The organism is Nakamurella endophytica (genome assembly GCF_014646215.1).
In the GTDB taxonomy this organism is placed as follows: Bacteria; Actinomycetota; Actinomycetes; order Mycobacteriales; family Nakamurellaceae; genus Nakamurella; species Nakamurella endophytica.
In genome coordinates, this window is record NZ_BMNA01000001.1 from 128918 (window position 1) to 145923 (window position 17006).

At 75.4% G+C, this 17006-nt stretch carries 15 protein-coding genes; 11 read left to right on the forward strand and 4 right to left on the reverse strand.

Features of this window, described 5'->3' with window-relative positions:
- Positions 1-266: 266 nt before the first annotated feature.
- The 5 genes from cobN (at position 267) to IEY37_RS00620 (ending at position 6919) form a co-directional block, all read left to right on the forward strand.
- Entirely contained in the window at positions 267-3947 is a 3681-nt protein-coding gene (cobN, locus tag IEY37_RS00600; RefSeq protein WP_188939587.1) for a cobaltochelatase subunit CobN, read from the forward strand.
- Between the two features lie 58 nt (positions 3948-4005).
- A complete protein-coding gene (locus IEY37_RS00605; RefSeq protein ID WP_188939588.1) occupies positions 4006-4881 on the forward strand; it encodes an alpha/beta hydrolase in 876 nt (291 codons plus the stop codon).
- A 31-nt stretch (positions 4882-4912) separates the two neighbouring features.
- On the forward strand, positions 4913-5737 hold the full coding sequence (locus IEY37_RS00610; RefSeq protein ID WP_188939589.1) for an aminoglycoside adenylyltransferase domain-containing protein: 825 nt from the start codon (positions 4913-4915) through the stop codon (positions 5735-5737).
- A 161-nt stretch (positions 5738-5898) separates the two neighbouring features.
- Entirely contained in the window at positions 5899-6456 is a 558-nt protein-coding gene (locus tag IEY37_RS00615; RefSeq protein WP_188939590.1) for a GAF domain-containing protein, read from the forward strand.
- A gap of 55 nt (positions 6457-6511) precedes the next feature.
- Entirely contained in the window at positions 6512-6919 is a 408-nt protein-coding gene (locus IEY37_RS00620) for a cytidine deaminase family protein (protein ID WP_188939591.1), read from the forward strand.
- A gap of 50 nt (positions 6920-6969) precedes the next feature.
- On the opposite strand, the gene cobF is transcribed toward IEY37_RS00620, so the two are convergent.
- On the reverse strand, positions 6970-7734 hold the full coding sequence (gene cobF, locus IEY37_RS00625; protein WP_188939592.1) for a precorrin-6A synthase (deacetylating): 765 nt from the start codon (positions 7732-7734) through the stop codon (positions 6970-6972).
- A 28-nt stretch (positions 7735-7762) separates the two neighbouring features.
- Entirely contained in the window at positions 7763-9277 is a 1515-nt protein-coding gene (locus tag IEY37_RS00630) for a cobyric acid synthase (RefSeq protein WP_188939593.1), read from the reverse strand.
- Positions 9278-10022: 745 nt separating this feature from the next.
- On the opposite strand from IEY37_RS00630, the gene IEY37_RS00635 reads away from it, so the two are divergent.
- On the forward strand, positions 10023-10679 hold the full coding sequence (locus tag IEY37_RS00635; RefSeq protein WP_188939594.1) for an ACT domain-containing protein: 657 nt from the start codon (positions 10023-10025) through the stop codon (positions 10677-10679).
- Positions 10676-11437 (forward strand): creatininase family protein, encoded by a 762-nt coding sequence (locus IEY37_RS00640; protein WP_188939595.1) that lies wholly within the window; start codon positions 10676-10678, stop codon positions 11435-11437. Before IEY37_RS00635 ends, IEY37_RS00640 begins: the two co-directional genes overlap by 4 nt.
- On the opposite strand, the gene IEY37_RS00645 is transcribed toward IEY37_RS00640, so the two are convergent.
- Positions 11379-12656, reverse strand: coding sequence for an amidohydrolase family protein (locus IEY37_RS00645; RefSeq protein WP_188939596.1), 1278 nt, complete (start codon positions 12654-12656; stop codon positions 11379-11381). The genes IEY37_RS00640 and IEY37_RS00645 overlap by 59 nt on opposite strands.
- A gap of 333 nt (positions 12657-12989) precedes the next feature.
- The gene (locus IEY37_RS00650) at positions 12990-13640 is read right to left on the reverse strand and encodes an NADPH-dependent F420 reductase (protein WP_188939597.1); all 651 of its coding nucleotides are present in this window, start codon (positions 13638-13640) and stop codon (positions 12990-12992) included.
- A gap of 485 nt (positions 13641-14125) precedes the next feature.
- On the opposite strand from IEY37_RS00650, the gene IEY37_RS00655 reads away from it, so the two are divergent.
- From IEY37_RS00655 to IEY37_RS00670, 4 genes are all read left to right on the forward strand, one after another.
- Positions 14126-14692: a KwaA family protein gene (locus IEY37_RS00655; RefSeq protein WP_188939598.1), complete on the forward strand. Its 567-nt coding sequence runs from the start codon at positions 14126-14128 to the stop codon at positions 14690-14692.
- Entirely contained in the window at positions 14689-15699 is a 1011-nt protein-coding gene (locus IEY37_RS00660; protein WP_188939599.1) for a Kiwa anti-phage protein KwaB-like domain-containing protein, read from the forward strand. Before IEY37_RS00655 ends, IEY37_RS00660 begins: the two co-directional genes overlap by 4 nt.
- 170 nt (positions 15700-15869) lie before the next feature.
- Positions 15870-16670, forward strand: coding sequence for a maleylpyruvate isomerase family mycothiol-dependent enzyme (locus tag IEY37_RS00665; RefSeq protein WP_188939600.1), 801 nt, complete (start codon positions 15870-15872; stop codon positions 16668-16670).
- An 85-nt stretch (positions 16671-16755) separates the two neighbouring features.
- Positions 16756-17004 carry a DUF2630 family protein gene (locus IEY37_RS00670; protein ID WP_188939601.1) on the forward strand — a complete coding sequence of 83 codons (249 nt, stop codon included), beginning with the start codon at positions 16756-16758 and terminating at the stop codon, positions 17002-17004.
- Positions 17005-17006 lie beyond the last annotated feature (2 nt).

Consider the following 17006-nt stretch of genomic DNA (forward strand, 5'->3'; position numbering starts at 1 on the left):
GGACGTGCACCCCCATCTCCACGCATCCCAGCACGCCGCAGCCCCCAGGAACCCGGTGCGAATCCGGGACGGCCTGAGCCACTGTGACCGGGGAGCGGACCTCGACGTGTGCCGCCCCCGCGGCGGCGCACCGCCACACCGGCACGCCGGCTGCCCGCAGCCGCCACGACCGGGGGAAGGCGCAGGGGCGAGCGACGATCCGGCAGTCAGGACACTGGCCTGCGGTCCGTCCACACCGGTCCCAGGCCCGGTGAGAGAGGCCTCCCGTGCCGCGCATCGCCCTGCTGTCGACGTCCGACACCGACCTGCTGTCCGCCCGCGTCAGCGGCGCCGGGTACACCCTGGCCAACCCGGCACGACTGGACCCGGCCGCCGACCTGCCTGCCGTGCTCGCCGGCGCGGACGTCGTGGTGGTGCGCATCCTGGGCACCGCCCGCAGCTGGCAGGACGGTCTGGACGAGCTGCGCCGCATCGGCCTGCCGACGGTCGTGATCGGCGGCGAGCGCACCCCGGACGCGGAACTGATGCGGCTGTCGACGGTGCCGGTCGGCACCGCCGCCCAGGTGCACCGCTACCTGGCCGAGGGCGGCGCCACCAACCTGGCGCAGCTGCACGCCTTCCTGTCGGACACGGTGCTGCTCACCGGCGACGGCTTCGAGCCGCCGGCCCGCATGCCGGACTGGGGTCTGCTGGACCGGCCGGCACCGGCCGAGCCGGCGGGCGGCGCCCGACGCCCGCGCGTCGGCGTGCTGTTCTACCGCGCCCACCAGCTGTCCGGGAACACCGCCTTCGTGCACGCCCTGGCCGACGAGATCGACCGCAGGGGCGGCACCGCCGTGCCGATCTTCTGCGCCTCGCTGCGGGCCGCGCCCGCCGACCTGCTCGCCGAGCTGGGCCGGTGCGACGTGCTGGTGGTCACCGTGCTGGCCGCCGGCGGCACCCGCCCGGCGGGCGCCTCGGCCGGCGAGGACGACGGCAGCTGGGACGTCTCGACGCTGGCGGCGCTGGGCATCCCGATCCTGCAGGGCCTGTGCCTGACCGGCAGCCGGCAGGTGTGGGCGGAGGCGTCCGAGGGCCTGTCGCCGCTGGACGTCGCGACGCAGGTGGCGGTCCCCGAGTTCGACGGGCGGCTGATCACCGTGCCGTTCTCGTTCAAGGAGGTCGACCCGCTCGACGACGCCGCGCTCCCCCGCTACGTCGCCGACCCCGAGCGCTGCGGGCGGGTCGCGGGGATCGCGCTGGCCCACGCCCGGCTGCGGCACACCCCGCCCGCGCAGCGCCGGATCGCGCTGGTGCTGTCCGCCTACCCCACCAAGCACTCCCGGATCGGCAACGCGGTCGGGCTGGACACCCCGGTCTCGGCGATCCGGCTGCTGCGGGCGCTGCGGGACGCCGGCTACGACGTCGGTCCCGCGGAGCAGCTGCCGGGCGGTCCCGCACCGCTTCCTGGGCTGGGGCCGGTCGAGCCGGTCGACGGCGAGGACCCGGACACCACCCGGGGCAACGCCCTGATCCACGCCCTCATCGACGCCGGCGGCCAGGACCCGGACTGGCTGACCCTGGACGCCACGGCCGACGGGCAGTCGGTCCGCATCCCGGCCGCCACCTACCGGCAGTGGCTGGACGACCTGTCGCCCACCCTGCGCAGCGAGGTCGAGGCCGCCTGGGGACCTGCGCCGGGCGAGCTGTTCGTCGACCGGCGCACCGACGCGGACGGCGAGATCGTGCTGGCCGTCCTGCGGGCCGGCAATGTCGCCATCCTGGTGCAGCCGCCCCGCGGCTTCGGCGAGAACCCGGTCGCGATCTACCACGACCCGGACCTGGCACCGTCGCACCACTACCTGGCCGCGTACCGGTGGATCGAGCGCGACTTCGGCGCGCACGCGGTGGTGCACCTGGGCAAGCACGGGAACCTGGAGTGGCTGCCCGGCAAGAACGTGGGCATGTCCGCCGACTGCGGTACCGACGCCGCGCTCGGCGACCTGCCGCTGGTCTACCCGTTCCTGGTCAACGACCCCGGGGAGGGCACGCAGGCCAAGCGCAGGGCACACGCCACGATCGTCGACCACCTGGTGCCGCCCATGGCGCGGGCCGAGAGCTACGGCGACATCGCCCGTCTCGAGCAGCTGCTGGACGAGCATGCCGGGATCGCCGCGATGGACCCGGCGAAGCTGCCGGCGATCCGGGCGCAGATCTGGACCCTGATCCAGGCCGCCAAGCTCGACCACGACCTGGGGCTCACGCAGGGGCGGCCGCACGACAGCGAGTTCGACGACTTCCTGCTGCACGTCGACGGCTGGCTGTGCGAGATCAAGGACGTGCAGATCCGCGACGGGCTGCACGTGCTCGGCCAGCCGCCGGAGGGGTCCACCCGGGTCGACCTGGTGCTGGCGGTGCTGCGGGCCGGCCAGGTGTGGGGCGGCACGGCCGGTGCCGTGCCGGGGTTGCGCGCGGCGCTCGGCCTCAAGGACGGGGCGGATCTGGCCGCGGTCGACGCCGCCGAGGCCAGGGCGCGAGAACTGGTGCAGGACATGGAGGACCGCGGGTGGCGGGTCGATGCCGTGCCGGACGTGGTGCGGTCCCGGCTCGGTGACGCGGATCCCGCCGTGGCCACCGTGCTGGCCTTCGCGGCGACGGAGGTGGTGCCCCGGCTCGCCGGGACCGCCGCCGAGCTGACCGCCGTGCTGCACGCGCTGGACGGTGGTTTCGTCGAGCCGGGGCCGTCCGGTTCGCCGCTGCGCGGCCTGGTCAACGTGCTGCCGACGGGCCGCAACTTCTACTCCGTCGACCCCAAGGCGGTCCCGTCCCGGCTGGCCTGGGAGACCGGCAGCGCCATGGCCGCCTCGCTGGTGGACCGCTACCTGGCCGAGACCGGGACGTACCCGCGCTCGGTGGGCCTGTCGGTCTGGGGCACCTCCGCGATGCGGACGTCCGGCGACGACGTCGCCGAGGTGCTGGCCCTGCTCGGCGTGGTGCCGGTGTGGGACGAGGCGTCCCGGCGGGTCACCGACCTGTCCGTGCTGCCGCTGGCCGAACTGGGCCGGCCGCGCATCGACGTCACCGTGCGCATCTCCGGCTTCTTCCGCGACGCCTTCCCGCACGTGGTGGCCATGCTGGACGACGCGGTCCGGTTGGTCGCCGACCTCGACGAGGGCGACGACGAGAACTACGTGCGGGCACACACCCGGGCGGACCTGGCGGCGCACGGCGATGCGCGGCGGGCGACGACCCGGATCTTCGGATCGATGCCCGGCTCCTACGGCGCCGGGCTGCTGCCGCTGCTGGAATCCGGGACCTGGCGCGACGACGCCGATCTCGCCGAGGTATACACGGCCTGGGGCGGGTACGCCTACGGCCGCGGCCTCGACGGCCGCGCGGCCACCGAGGACATGCAGGCCAACTACCGCCGGATCGCCGTGGCCGCCAAGAACACCGACAGCCGCGAGCACGACATCCTCGACTCCGACGACTACTTCCAGTACCACGGCGGCATGGTGGCGACGGTGCGGTCGCTGACCGGCACGGCCCCGCGGGCCTACGTCGGCGACTCGACCTCGCCGGACGCGGTCCGCACCCGCTCGCTGACCGAGGAGACCGCCCGGGTGTTCCGCGCGCGGGTGGTGAACCCCCGGTGGATGGCGGCCATGCGGCGGCACGGCTACAAGGGCGCGTTCGAGATGGCCGCGACCGTCGACTACCTGTTCGGCTTCGACGCCACCACCGGGGTGGTCACCGACTGGATGTACGAGACCGTCGCCCGCACGTACGCTCTCGACCCCACCAACCGCGAGTTCCTGTCCCACGCCAATCCGTGGGCGCTGCGCGGCATGATCGAGCGGCTCACCGAGGCCGCCGACCGGGGCCTGTGGGCCGAGCCCGACCCGCAGACCCTGAGCGAGCTGCAGCAGTGCTACCTGGACGTCGAGGGCGACCTCGAGGACCGCTGACACCGGCCGGTTCCGGAGATCCGCTCCGCGAACCGGACGCGGCGCCCATACTTCCCGGGTGCCCGTCACTCGCCGCGCCGTGCTGATCGGAGCCGCCGCCACCCTCGTCGCGGGTGCCGGCGGCGCCGGCCTGGTGGAGGCCGGTGCCCTGCCGGGACGGGCCCGGCTGAACGCGCTGCTCGGGTTGGACGGCGGCGGCGGCGACATCCCGGACGTGGACCCGGGACCGACGGTTACCGGGTCCTGGCGCTCGGCCGCCCGCGGCACGGTCGTCGGCTGGTCCGTCTCCCGGCCGCCCGGGGTGACCGGCCCGCTGCCGGTGGCGGTCCTGCTGCACGGCCGGGACGCCGACCACAGCACCTCGTTCGAGCGGCTGGGATACGACCGGTTCCTGGCCGCCGCCACCGCTTCCGGCGTGCCGCCGTTCGCGCTGGCCACCGTCGACGGCGGCAACACCTACTGGCACCGGCGACGCTCCGGCGACGACCCGCAGCGGATGATCACCGACGAGTTCCTGCCGCTGCTGGCCCGGCAGGGGCTCCGGACCGGCCGGGTGGGCCTGGCCGGCTGGTCGATGGGCGGGTACGGGGCACTGCTGCTGGGCGAGACGCTGGGTCCCGCCCGGGTGGCGGCCGTGGCGGCGACGTCACCCGCGCTGTTCGCCGACTACCCGTCGTCCTCCGAGGTGGCCTTCGACGACGCGGACGACTTCCGCGCGCACGACGTGATCGCCGGCGCCGCCGCGCTGTCCGGCATCCCGGTGCGGGTCGACTGCGGCCGCGACGACCCGTTCGCCGACCAGGTCCGCCGGCTGCGCTCGGTGCTGCGGCCGGAACCGGCGGGCGCACTGTCGGCCGGCGAGCACACGGACGCCTTCTTCACCCGGGTCGCCCCGGACACCGTCGCGGCCCTGGGCAGCGCGCTGGCGACCTGACGCCGCGCCGTGCGGCCGTACCCTCGTCCGCGTGCCGGTGACCTCGCACCCGGACGTCGACGAGCTGGTCGGCGCCCTGCACCGGGGCCTCCGGACCGTGCTCGGCGACCGGCTGCTGTCCCTGTCGGTCTTCGGCTCCGTGGCCGCCGGGGCCTACGACCCGGGGATCAGCGACGTGGACCTGCTGGCCGTGCTCGACGACCCGCCGACGCCCGACGAGCTCTACCGACTGGCGGCCCTGCACGCCGAGCTGGTCGCCGGGCGGCCGGCCTGGCAGGACCGCGTCGAGGTGCTGTACGTGCCGCGGGAGACCTTGCGGACGTACCGCAGCACCCCCGGTCCGCTCGCGGTGGTCAGTCCCGGGGAACCGCTGCACCTGCGCTCGGCGGGCCGGGAGTGGACGCTCAACCTGTCCGACGCCCGCGAGAACGCGGTTCTGGTCGCAGGTCCGGCCCCGGCCCGGTGGATCGACCCGGTGCCGGCCGTGGACCTGGTCGAGTGTGCCCGCGGCTACGCCGCCGCGGTGGCCGGCCGGGCCGCGCGGGCCACCACCCTCGGCGGGGACGCCTACACGGTGCTCATCCTGTGCCGGGCACTGCACCTGCACGCGACCGGCCGGCCCGCCGGCAAGGCGGCCGCGGCCCGCTGGGTCGCCCGCCGCCACCCGCGGTGGAGCGGACTGGCGGACCGGGCGACGGCGTGGCGGCTCGGACCGGACGGACCCGCCGGCGACGGGCACCGACAGGTGCTGGCGTTCGCGGTCTGGGCCGCCGACGAGCTGTCCCGGCCGTCGCCGGTCGAGGACGCGGCGGGTGACCTCGGGCGACCGCCCGCCCCGCGCTGCACGTCGGGGTGAATCCGCGCCGACCGGGCCCGCCGGTCGGATGTCCCTGCTGCACTGTGCCTGTCGGGTCGCGCGCCCGCCCTCGGGCGGCGCGGCGGCGCGGCGGCACGGCGGCACGGTGGCACGGTGGACCGGCGGCAGGGCTGCGGGCGGAACGGACGCGGGGGCGGACCATGGCAGGACGGACGGCGGGGGGCGGGGTGCGCCGCCCCGAGGGCGACGCCGGGCGGGCGTGGGACGCCCGCCGGTACCTCGACGGGCTCGACACGGCGCACCTGCGGCCGGTCCTGGACCTGGCGCGCCGTGCGACCGGGTTCCCGGCCGCGATGGTCAACGTCCTGGATCTCGACACCCAGCACACCGTCGCCGTGATCGGCCTCGACCGGGTCGACGCCCTGCCGCGCCACCTGTCGCTCTGCGACACGGTGGTGCGCACCGAGCAGCCGCTGGTGCTCCCGGATGCCTCGCGGGACAGCGGCTTCCGCGACAACCTCCGCGTCCGCACCGGCATGATCGGCGCCTACGTCGGCGTCCCGGTCCGCGGCCGGGAGGGCGCGGTCGTCGGCACGCTGTGCGTCACCGACGCCCGGCCGCATCCGGTGCTGCCCGCGCAGGTCGAGTGCCTGCAGCAGCTGGCCGAGGTGGTCCGCGCGCACCTGGATCTGCTGCGGGGCCTGCGGGACCACCTGCGGGGTCTCGACGACCTTCCCGCGTGGCCCGCCGCCGGCTGACCCGGCCGTTCGAACCCCGCTCCCTCCCGCCGCCCACCCGCCCTACGGTGGGTCGGTGACGGAAGCCTGGGTCGACGCGCTGATCAGCGCCGCGGCGAGGGCCCTGCGGCCGCGGGAGCGCGACGGCCTGTGGGTGGCCGACGTCGCCTGCGCGCTGCGTGACGGCGAGGGTGCCGTGCACACCGGCGCCTCGGTCGCCGGGTACCTCGGGGTGTGCGCCGAACAGGGCGCGGTGAGCGCGATGGTGACCCGGGCCGATCCCCGGGTGACCGCCATCGTCGCGGTGTGGCGGGATCCCGACGGCCGGTTGCACGTCCTGCCGCCGTGCGGCCGGTGCCGGGAGTTCCTCCGGCTGTTGCACCCCGGCAACCTCGATGCTCAGGTCGTTCTCGGACACGCGCGGGTCCTTCCGCTGCGCCGGCTGCTGCCGTGGCACGGGTGGCACGCCGAGCCTGCCGACTGACCCGAGGGCGCCCTGACCGCCGGGGGTGCGTGGCCGGCGGCGTGGACCTCTCAGCGTCGGCGGCGCAGCAGGTACGTGTCGAGCACCCATCCCCGCGCCGCGCGGACCGCGGCGCGCACCGCGGCGATGCGCGGCAGCACCTCGGGCAACGGTCCGGCCACCAGGGTCTCGCCGGGGGTGCCGACGTTGGCGCCCCAGAAGATGTCGAGACCTTCCCCGCCGTCCGGGAGGTCCTCGCAGGCCAGCCCGCCGTCCAGCAGCACGGCGACGTCGTCGAACCCGTCGGCGGTGCCGTCCGTCAGCCGCCGGCCGGTCGTGACCAGCAGCGGCCGGCCGACGCCGTGCAGCACGGTCCGGTGCGCCGCCGCCAGGGCGCTCACGCTGGTCACCCCGGGCACCACCCGCCAGTCGAAGTCCAGCGTCCCGCGGGCGAGGACCTGTTCGACGATCCGGATGGTCGAGTCGTACCAGCCGGGATCCCCGAGCACCAGGAACGCCCCCACCTCGTCGGGTCCCAGCCCGGCGAAGGCGGCCTCGTACCGGTCGGCCCTGGCGCCGTGCCAGTCGGCCACCGTGGCGGCGTAGTCGGCGGGCCGGCGCTCCCGCGGCGGGTCGGCGATGTGGACCACGCGGTGGCCCGGTGCCGCGTGCCGCCGGCACAGCTCGTCGCGCAGCGCCGCCAGCTCGGAGACGTCCGCGCCGTCGGCCTTGTCGACGGCGAAGACGACGTCGGTCGCGCCGAGCGCCGCCACCGCCTGCAGGGTGATCTGTTCGGGGTCTCCCGGTCCGATGCCGATGATCCACAGCAGCTTCACCGGTCCCTCCCCCGGGTTGCCGGGCCGGTCACCGACCCACCGCCCGCAGCAGCGCCGCGGTGTCCAGGTGCGCGGCCACGGCATCGGCGAGCACGTCGATCATCGCGTCCCGCCGAGCCCGGAAGCCCCCTCCGGCCGGCGTTCCAGCGACCGGGACGCGGCCACCGGAGACCTCGGCGAGCCAACCGCGGCGGAAGTCGTCGTTCTCGAACGTGCCGTGCCGCATGGTGCCCCAGACGCCGCCGACCCGGTAGCCGTCCAGGAACGTCTCGGTCACCTCACCGCCGGCGGGGTCGAGGCTCGCCACCCCGTGGTGGATCTCGTACGCCTCGACCGGCCGGCCGCGCCACCGGCCCACGGTGGTGGCCAGCACCTTGTCGCGGAGGAACGTCACGGTCGTGGGCAGCAACCCGAGGCCGTCCGCCACGCCGGCCTCCGGGGACTCCACCGCCTCGGGATCGTCGATCCGGCGGGCGAGCATCTGGTAGCCGCCGCAGATGCCGAGCACCGGCACCCCCCGCCCGGCCGCCGCGACGACCTCGTCGGCCAGTCCACGTCGGCGCAGCCAGGCCAGGTCCCCCAGGGTCGACCGGGTACCCGGCAGCACCACGACGTCCGCGGACCGCAGATCCAGCGGATCGGTCGCCAGCGTCACCTGCACGCCGGGTTCGGCGGCCAGGGCGTCGATGTCGGTCGCGTTCGACAGCCGCGGGAAGCGCACGACGGCGACCCGCACCGGCCGGTCGGGAACGCTGTCGAGCACGGTGTCCGGCAGGGTATTCGGCAGGGTGTCCGTCCGGCCGTCCCGCCACCGCGCGACCGTGAGGGTGTCCTCGCCGTCCAGCCAGACCCCGTCGAGCCAGGGCAGCACACCCCAGAACGGGACGCCGGTCAGCTCGGTGATCCGGTCGAGACCCGGCCGCAACAGCGCGACGTCGCCGCGGAACTTGTTGACGACGAAGGCCCGCACCAGTTCCCGGTCGGCGGGATCCAGGAGTTCGACGGTGCCGTACAGCGCGGCCAGCACGCCGCCGCGGTCGATGTCGCCCACCACCACGACCGGGAGCGAGAAGCGTCGCGCCAGGCCCATGTTCACGTAGTCACCGGGTCGCAGGTTGATCTCGGCCGGGGATCCCGCTCCCTCGCAGACCACCACGTCGAACCGGGCGGCCAGTTCCTCGTAGGCCGCGAACGCCGCCTCGGCCAGGTGACGCCGGCCGGTGGCCCACTCACCCGCCTGCAGCACGCCGGCGGGTCGCCCGCGGACGACGACGTGGGACCGCCGGTCCGAGCCGGGCTTGAGCAGCACGGGGTTCATCGCGGACTCGGGGACGGCGCCCGCTGCCCGTGCCTGCAGGTACTGGGCCCGGCCGATCTCGGCGCCGTCCGCGCAGACCATCGAGTTGTTCGACATGTTCTGCGCCTTGAACGGCGCCACGCGCAGGCCCTGTCGCGACAGGTAGCGGCAGATCCCGGTGGTAAAGAGCGATTTCCCGGCGTCCGACGACGTCCCGGCAACCAGCAGCCCGCCGGCCCGGCTCACCTCGACCACCCGGCGCCTCGGCGGACCGGCCGCGGGCCTCCCGGCCGGGGATGGCGCCCGACGCGCGCCGGCCGGCGGACCGCTTCCGCCGCGGCGACCTCTCGACGCCTGCGGCTGCGGAATGCGCTCGACGACCGGGTGCCCATGGTGCGGCCGAGCCTACGGCCGCGGCCGGGACCCGGTGCACGGCGGCGTGCCAGCGGTCCTGGGGGCTGGACGTCCTGGGGGTACGGACAACCCCCGGGCACTTCCGCTCCCCGCACGGTGCGGGGGACGGGCCGACTGGACAAGATCGGCGCCCGGGGGTCGGGTGACTGTCCGGTGCTAGCCAGACCGCCGTCCGAAGGGACGGGCGAACAGCCCGGCGCGGTGAACGACGGCCTAGCGGCCAGTCACCTCACGAGTCCGAAAAGTATTCAACGTCGGACCACCTCCTCTCCCGTGTACCAACGAATGTACGGAAGGCCGGCGCCCCGTCGCAACGATTTTCAGCCGTCGGCGCAGCACGTCCGCCAAGTGCCGCGGCACCGGTGACCCGGCGTGCCCGACGGGGGCAGCATCGACCTGGAGAACCCCGTGGGCACTGTGGCGAACACGCCGGTGGCACCTGCCGGACGCACGTCGGTGACCTGCCGGAAACTGTCCGTCACCACACTGGTGGTGTCCCGGGAACCCGGTAGGTTCCGCACCACGCCGCCAGAGGTCCGTCGGTGATGTGGAGGGGCCGCACAGGCAGGAGAGATCGGTGTCGTACGTGTTGCGGGTGGTGCTGCCGGATCGGCCCGGCACCCTCGGGGCGGTGGCCAGCGCGCTGGGACGGGTCGAGGGCGACATCCTGGCGATGGACATCGTCGAGCGGTCCGCCGACCAGGCGGTCGACGACATCGTCGTGGACCTGCCGAGCGGCCGGCAGCCGGACGTGCTGATCACGGCCGCCGAGACGGTACCCGGCGTGCGGGTGGAGTCGGTCCGGCCCGACCCCGGGGTGGCCGACCGGCACCACGAGTGGGAGCTGGTCGAGGCGCTGGCCGCCGATCCCGACCACGCGCTGCAGACCCTGGCCCGGATGCTGCCCAAGGTGCTGCGGGCGGGCTGGTCGCTGGTCGTGCGGGTCGGCCCGGACGGCGCCGTCGAGGTCCTGGCCGGCGGCGGGGGCGCCCCGACGCTGGACGGGGTGGAGCCGGGCTGGGCACCGGTCGAGCAGGCCGCCGGCCTGGACCCGGAGGCCGCCTGGGTGCCGGAGGACTGGAAGACGATCGGCACCGAGATGGCGGTCGCGCCGATCGGCTCGCCGGACGTCGCCGTCCTCGTCGGCCGTCCCGGTGGCCCGGTCATGCGCAACTCCGAGGTGGCCAGGCTGGCCCACCTGGCGGGGCTGGCGGCCGCCGTCGTCACCCGGTGAGCCACCCGCACTCGGCCGCCTGGCCCGACGCCGCCCGGGCGCTGGGCCGCGGCGCGCTGCCGATCCTGCCGTTCGGCGCCCACGAGCAGCACGGTCCGCACCTGCCGCTGGCCACCGACACGGTCATGGCCGCCGGGCTCGCCGGACGGATCGCCGAGCAGGTCGACGGGTGGCTGCTGCCGGCCGTGACCTACGGGCACACGGTGGGCAACGACGGCTTCCCCGGCACCGTGTCGCTGTCCTTCGAGACGGTCCGGGCCGTCGCCGCGGACATCTGCCGGGCACTGGTGCGCCAGGGCGCCCGCGGGGTGGTGGTGGTCAACGGCGACTTCGGCAACCGCGCACCCCTCGAGCTGGCGGCGCAGCAGGTGCGCGCCGAGACGTCACGACCGGTGCTCGTCGTCAACTACCCGGGGCTCGCGGAGATCGCGGCCGAGCTGTGCACGACCGCGCCGGCCGGCTGGGGCCTGATGCACGCGGACGAGTTCGAGACGTCGGTGGTGCTGGCGCTGGAGCCCGAGCACGTCCGGATGGAGCGGGCGGTCGCCGAGTACCCGGACTTCCCCGCGACGTTCCCGGAGCTGTCGGAACCGCTGCACCGGTTGTCGCGCTCCGGCGTGTTCGGCGACCCGACCCCCGCGACGGCCGAGCTGGGCCGCCGCCTGCTCGACCGGTTGACCGACCGGGCGGTGGCGCTGGTCAGCGAGTTCCGGCGGGCGCTGCCGGCAGCGAACCCGCCACCAGCCGACCTCGGCTGACCACCGCGACGACCCGGTCCGCCGCCAGGTGGGCCGGGTCCCGCCACGGGGTGCCGCGCAGCACCACCAGGTCCGCCGCCATCCCGGGGGCCAGCCGGCCCACCAGCTCGCCGAGGCCCAACGACGCGGCCGCATCCGAGGTGCCGGCCTGCAGGGCGCGCTCGGCGTCCCAGCCCAGGACGGCCGTCATCCGGCGCAGCTCGTCCCACTGCTGCCCGAACTCGACGAAGTAGCCGCTGGCGTCGGTGCCCAGCACGAACCGCACGCCCGCGGCCGCCGCGAGCGGGAACACCCGGTCCCGGGCCGCGACCACCTCCACGGCGGCGTCCCTGGCCTCCGCGTTGCCGGTGGCCGAGCGTTCCGCGATCACCTCGTTGATCAGCAGCGTCGGCCCGACCGGGATCCGGCGTTCGGCGAGCACCTCGGCCTGCGCGGCGGTCATCGCCGAGCCGTGCTCGATCGAGTCGGCCCCTTCCTCCAGCGCCAGGTCGATGCCCTCGGCGGTGTGGGTGTGGCAGGCGACCAGCATGCCGAGGGCGTGCGCCTCGTCGATGGTGGCGGCGATCTCCGCACGGGTGTGGTTGCGCCAGCCGACCCGGTCGCCGATGGACAGCACGCCGCCGCTGGTGAAGATCTTGATGCCGGTCATCCCGGCCCTGGCCCAGCGCCGGACCAGGGCGCGGCAGGCGTCGGGACCGTCGGCGGTGGCCGGCCGGTCCCGGACCGCCGGCGGGGTGAACAGGTCGAGGTGGCCGGCCGTCATCCCGACCGGACCGGACACCTGCAGCCGCGGACCGGGCAGCACCTCGGCCTCGAACACCCGGCGGGCTGCCGCCTGCTGCTCGTCCGCGGCCAGGTCCCGCAGCGTGGTGACGCCGCTGCGCATCGCCCGCTGGGCGTTCGCCACGACGTGCAGGGTCTGTTCCTGCACCGTCGTGACCAGGGGCCAGGTGTAGCCGTCTCGCCCGGCCGGGTCGCCCTTGCGTCCGGCGAAACCACCGAGGTGGACGTGGGTGTCGACCAGCCCGGGGAGCACGCACAGCTCGTCGGCGCCGGCTGCCGGCCCGGCACTCCCGGCGCCGTCACCGGCGGCCGGGCCGGCGGGCGGGCCGACGGCCGTCAGCCGGCCCGCGGCCCACGCCAGCGACCCGACACCGAGCTCGGCGCGCCCGTCCCAGATGCGGATGCCGTCGATGCGTCCCGCGGCGTCGTCGTCCACTGCCGGTGCTCCTCCGCTGTCCCCACCGGCGGCCGCCGGCGCGGCCAGTCTGCTGCCGCACCGGCCACCGGCCGTCGCCGGGGTGGTGGCGGGCCGCGGCGAGGCGGGCCGGTGGGGTGTCGCCGCAGCGTGCCCTGCCGACGGCGAGGCCCTGGCCCCGCAGTGCCGCCCGGCTCACCCTGCGGCTCTCCGCCGCGCCGCCCGGATCACCCCGCGGCTCCCGCCTCTGCAGCGGATCACCCCGCGGCCCTCGTCCCGCCCCCGGGATCACCGCCGTCCGGCGGTGCTGCCGGTCCCGGGCGGCGGCGGCCGCCTCCCCCGGTCCGCGGTCGGTCAGTCGGTGTCGGCGTACCGGCGGGCGGCCGCGAGCGCGGCGACCATCCCGTCCCGGTCCAGTGGGGGTCCGTACGCCGGGGTGTCGCGCTGGAAGCGCCATCCCTCGGCGAGCGGCCCGGCGTCGACGACGTCGAAGCCCCAGCGGTCGATCAGCGCGGCCACGGCGGCCTTGGCGTCGGGGTCGTCGCCGGCGATGGCCAGCGCCCGGCGCCCGGGCGTCCCGGACGGCCGGCCCTGCGTCAGCAGCTCCTCCGACCCGATGTGGTTGAAGGCCTTGACGACGCGCGAGGTGGGCAGGTGCGCCTGCAGCAGCTCGGCCGTCGTCGTGCTCTCGTCCTCGAGCTCGGGGATCACGCCGTCGCGCTGCGGGTAGTAGTTGTCCGTGTCGATCACGATCATGCTCGCCAGCGGCTCGACCGGCACCTGCCGGTAGGCCGCGAGCGGGATGGTCACCACCGCCAGGTCGGCGGCCGCGGCGGCGCCGGCGGCGTCCGCCGCCCGGGCCTGCGGACCCACGTCCGCGACGAGGTCGGCGAGGGTCTCCGGGCCCCTGGAGTTGGAGAGCACCACGTCGTGGCCCGATGCGACGGCGAGCCGGGCCAGGCTCGAGCCGATGTGTCCGCTGCCGATGAATCCGATGGTCGTCATGCCGGCCAGCAACCGCGGGGGCGGCCGCGGTGTTCCCGCCTCCCTCCGGTGCGTTTCGCGGGGGCACTCCCCGCGCGCGCCGCATCCGGCGCCCCACGCTGCCCCGGTGCTGCCGGTGCAGTGGGGACGGTGGGGACAGCGGGAACAGCGGGTCGTCCGGTCGGCGGGCGCCTGCCCGCGGGCGGCGGGAGCGTTCCGGCACGGCCACCGGTGGTCCTCCCGGCAGGACCACCACCTGGTCCTCGTGGCACTGCCACCGCCTGGTCCTCCCGGAGCGGACACCGCCGGCTCCGGCCGGCGGCCGGTGGGTTCCGGGGACGCCGCAGGCACCACCGGCTCCCGGCAAGGCCTCCGGCGCGCCGTCGCGGGACGCGAGGCACTGCCGGCTCGCGGCGGAGCCGCCGGCCCCGGGACGCCGACCCGGGACTGTCGGGGGTGCTGCGTAGCGTCCGCTGGGTGAGGACGCCGACGCAGGATCCGCCGCGGTGAGGGCCGCCGCGGCTCGGGCCGCCTTCCGCCCGGCGCTGCCGGTGCGGCTGCTGTTCCTCGCCGCCGCCTACTCGCCGCTGCTGCTGCTGCTCGCCGTGCTGGACCTGTTCGGTGTCCAGGCCCTGCGCTGGCTCTTCGCCGCCGTCTGCGTGGCCGGCATCGCCGCGACGGCCGTCTTCCTGCGGTGGGCGCTGCCCCGGCGCAACGCCGTCACCACCCGGGTCCACGAGGCGTCCCCGCGCGAGGGCGAGGCCCTCAAGTTCTTCGCCTCCTACGTGGTCCCGTTCTTCGTCACCGCCGCCGCGCCGCCGAGCACTAGGTGGGCACTGCTGGTGTACCTGGTGCTGATCGCCGTGCTGTACCTGCAGAGCGACCTGTACTACGCCAACCCGCTCTTCGCCCTGCTCGGGTACCGCGTGTTCGACGTGTCCCGCCGCGAACGGGATGTCGCCGTGGTGCTGAGCCGCTCCTGGCACCTGGCCGCGGACCAGCAGATCCGCCTGGTGCACCTGGGCGGGTACGTCTTCGTCGACCTCGGTCCGCCGGAAGGGAACAGTCCATGACCGCCGCCCGCCCTCTGCCCGTCGACGAGCCGGCCGGCGACCCCGCGCGCCACCAGGACGGTGCCGTGGCCTCCGCCGTCCGCGAGCTGCTCGGCGCCGTCGTCGATCCCGACCGGTTCGACGTGCAGCTGCTCGCCGTGGCGGACCACCGGTCCGCCTCGCCCCTGGTGTACGACCTGCCGCTCGGCGCGGAGCTGGCGGCCGAGCTGCGTGCGGTGTGCGCCGGCGGTGCGGCCGAGGCCGCCGAGGCCGAGCTGCGCCGGCACCACCCGGACTTCCACCCGGCGCCGCACCAGTGGCTGTACACCCCGCTCGCGGACGGGCCGCTGGCGGCACTCGACGCCGCCGTGACGACGCAGGGTCGGCTGCAGTACGGCCGGGGGCAGCGCTTCGGGCGGCAGAACGTGCTGGTGTTCGTGCTCGTCGACCACCGTGGCGAGATCGTGGCGCGGATGTACCAGGGCTTCTCGCAGGACAAGGCGTTGCAGCGGAAGCGCGTCTTCGGTGTGTGGTCGGGTGAGCGCTGGGACTCCATGGCCGAGCCCCTGGTCATCGACCGGGCGCTGCGGGTCGTCGTCGTCGGTGACTGGGTCGTGCTGCAGTCGGCCCGGGCGTACGAGTCGCTGTTCGGCGCCCTGCCGGGTCTGGCGGAGCAGGCAGCGCAGACCTTCGACCGCACCCTCGGCCGGCTCGAGGTGGTCGGCGTCGAGCAGCTCCGGGAGACGTGTCTCGCCGACCCCCGGATGATGCACAAGCTCGCCGCCGTGCAGGACAAGCTCGACAGCCCGCAGTACGCGGACTCCATCACCATGCCCCGCCTGCTGACTTTCCTGGCCGACAACCCCCACATCGACGTGCCTCTCGACCGGAGTGGAGCGGAACCCCGCCTGCAGTACGACGCCTCGCCGCAGCACCGGTGGCAGCTGTTGAAGCTGTTGGACGACGACTACCTGCACTCGCAGCTGACAGAACGCAACTACGAGGCGACGTCCAAGACGGAGGTGTGACGTGAGGTGCGACGGCAGGCGCCGGTCCGGGCGCACACGCGGCAGCGGCCGGCGGCTCGGCACCGTCCCGATCCACCTGCCGTCGCGCTCCGACGCTGCACCTGCATCCGGCGCCGACCGGCCCGCGTCGACGACGGACGGCTGTCGGTGCCCGACCGTAGGGTCCGGCCATGGTGAACACCGTGGACCACCTCGAGCACCTCGCCCGGGACAGCGGCCGCTTCCGCGAGCTGCTCCGCGACGCCGACCCGGGAGCGCGGGTGCCCACCTGCCCGGACTGGACCGCCGCCGACCTGGTGTGGCACCTGGCCGAGGTGCAGCTGTTCTGGGGCACCGTCGTGCGGGACCGGCTGACCGAGCCGGACGCCGCCGAGGCGGCCAGGCCGGACCGCCCGGACGACTACCGGGACCTGCTGCGGCTGGCCGAGCGAGCCGCGGCGGACCTGCAGCGCGCACTGGTCGGGACGCCGCCGGAGACGCCGGTGTGGACGTGGTGGGACCAGGATCGGTCGGCGGGCTTCGTGCGGCGCCGGATGTCGCACGAGGCGTTGATCCACCGGCTGGACGCGGGAGCCACCGTCGGCCGGGTCGGCCCGGTGGACGCCGACCTGGCCGACGACGGCGTCGACGAGGCCTTGATGGCCTTCTTCTCGTACGCCCCGACGTGGGCCACGGTGTCCACCAGCGAGATGACCGGCCGGGTGCGCACCACCGACACCGGGCACGCCTGGGACATCACCCCGGGACGCTGGTCGGGGACGAGCCCGTCCACCGGCAGGAGCTGGGACGAGCCGCTGCTGCACGTCGACCCGCTGGCCGGGGCGGCAGAACCGGCGTTCACGATCGAGGCGACCGCCCGGGACCTGGACGCGTGGCTGTGGGGCCGTCCGCCGGTGGGACCGGTCACCCAGCACGGCGACCCGGTCGCGCTGTCGCTGGTCACCGAGGTCCTCGAGCAGGGCATCCAGTGATCGCGCGGGCGGTGGCAGGATCGCCCGAGGCAGGGAACGCGGGCGGTGGCAGGGTCGCAGGCAGCGGCCGGGCAAGGGAGCGGACATGACGTCGGAGCGCGACATCCTCCAGCACATCAACGAACTGGTCGAGCAGGAGCACCGGCTCCGCGAGCAGTTCCGGTCGGGCGAGGTCGACTCCGCCGACGAGCAGTCGCAGCTCACCGCGCTGGAGCAGACCCTCGACCAGGCGTGGGACCTGCTGCGCCAGCGACGCGCCAAGCGGGAGTTCGGCCAGGATCCGGAGGACGCCGAGCAGCGGCCCGTCGAGGAGGTCGAGCGCTACCTGCAGTGAGC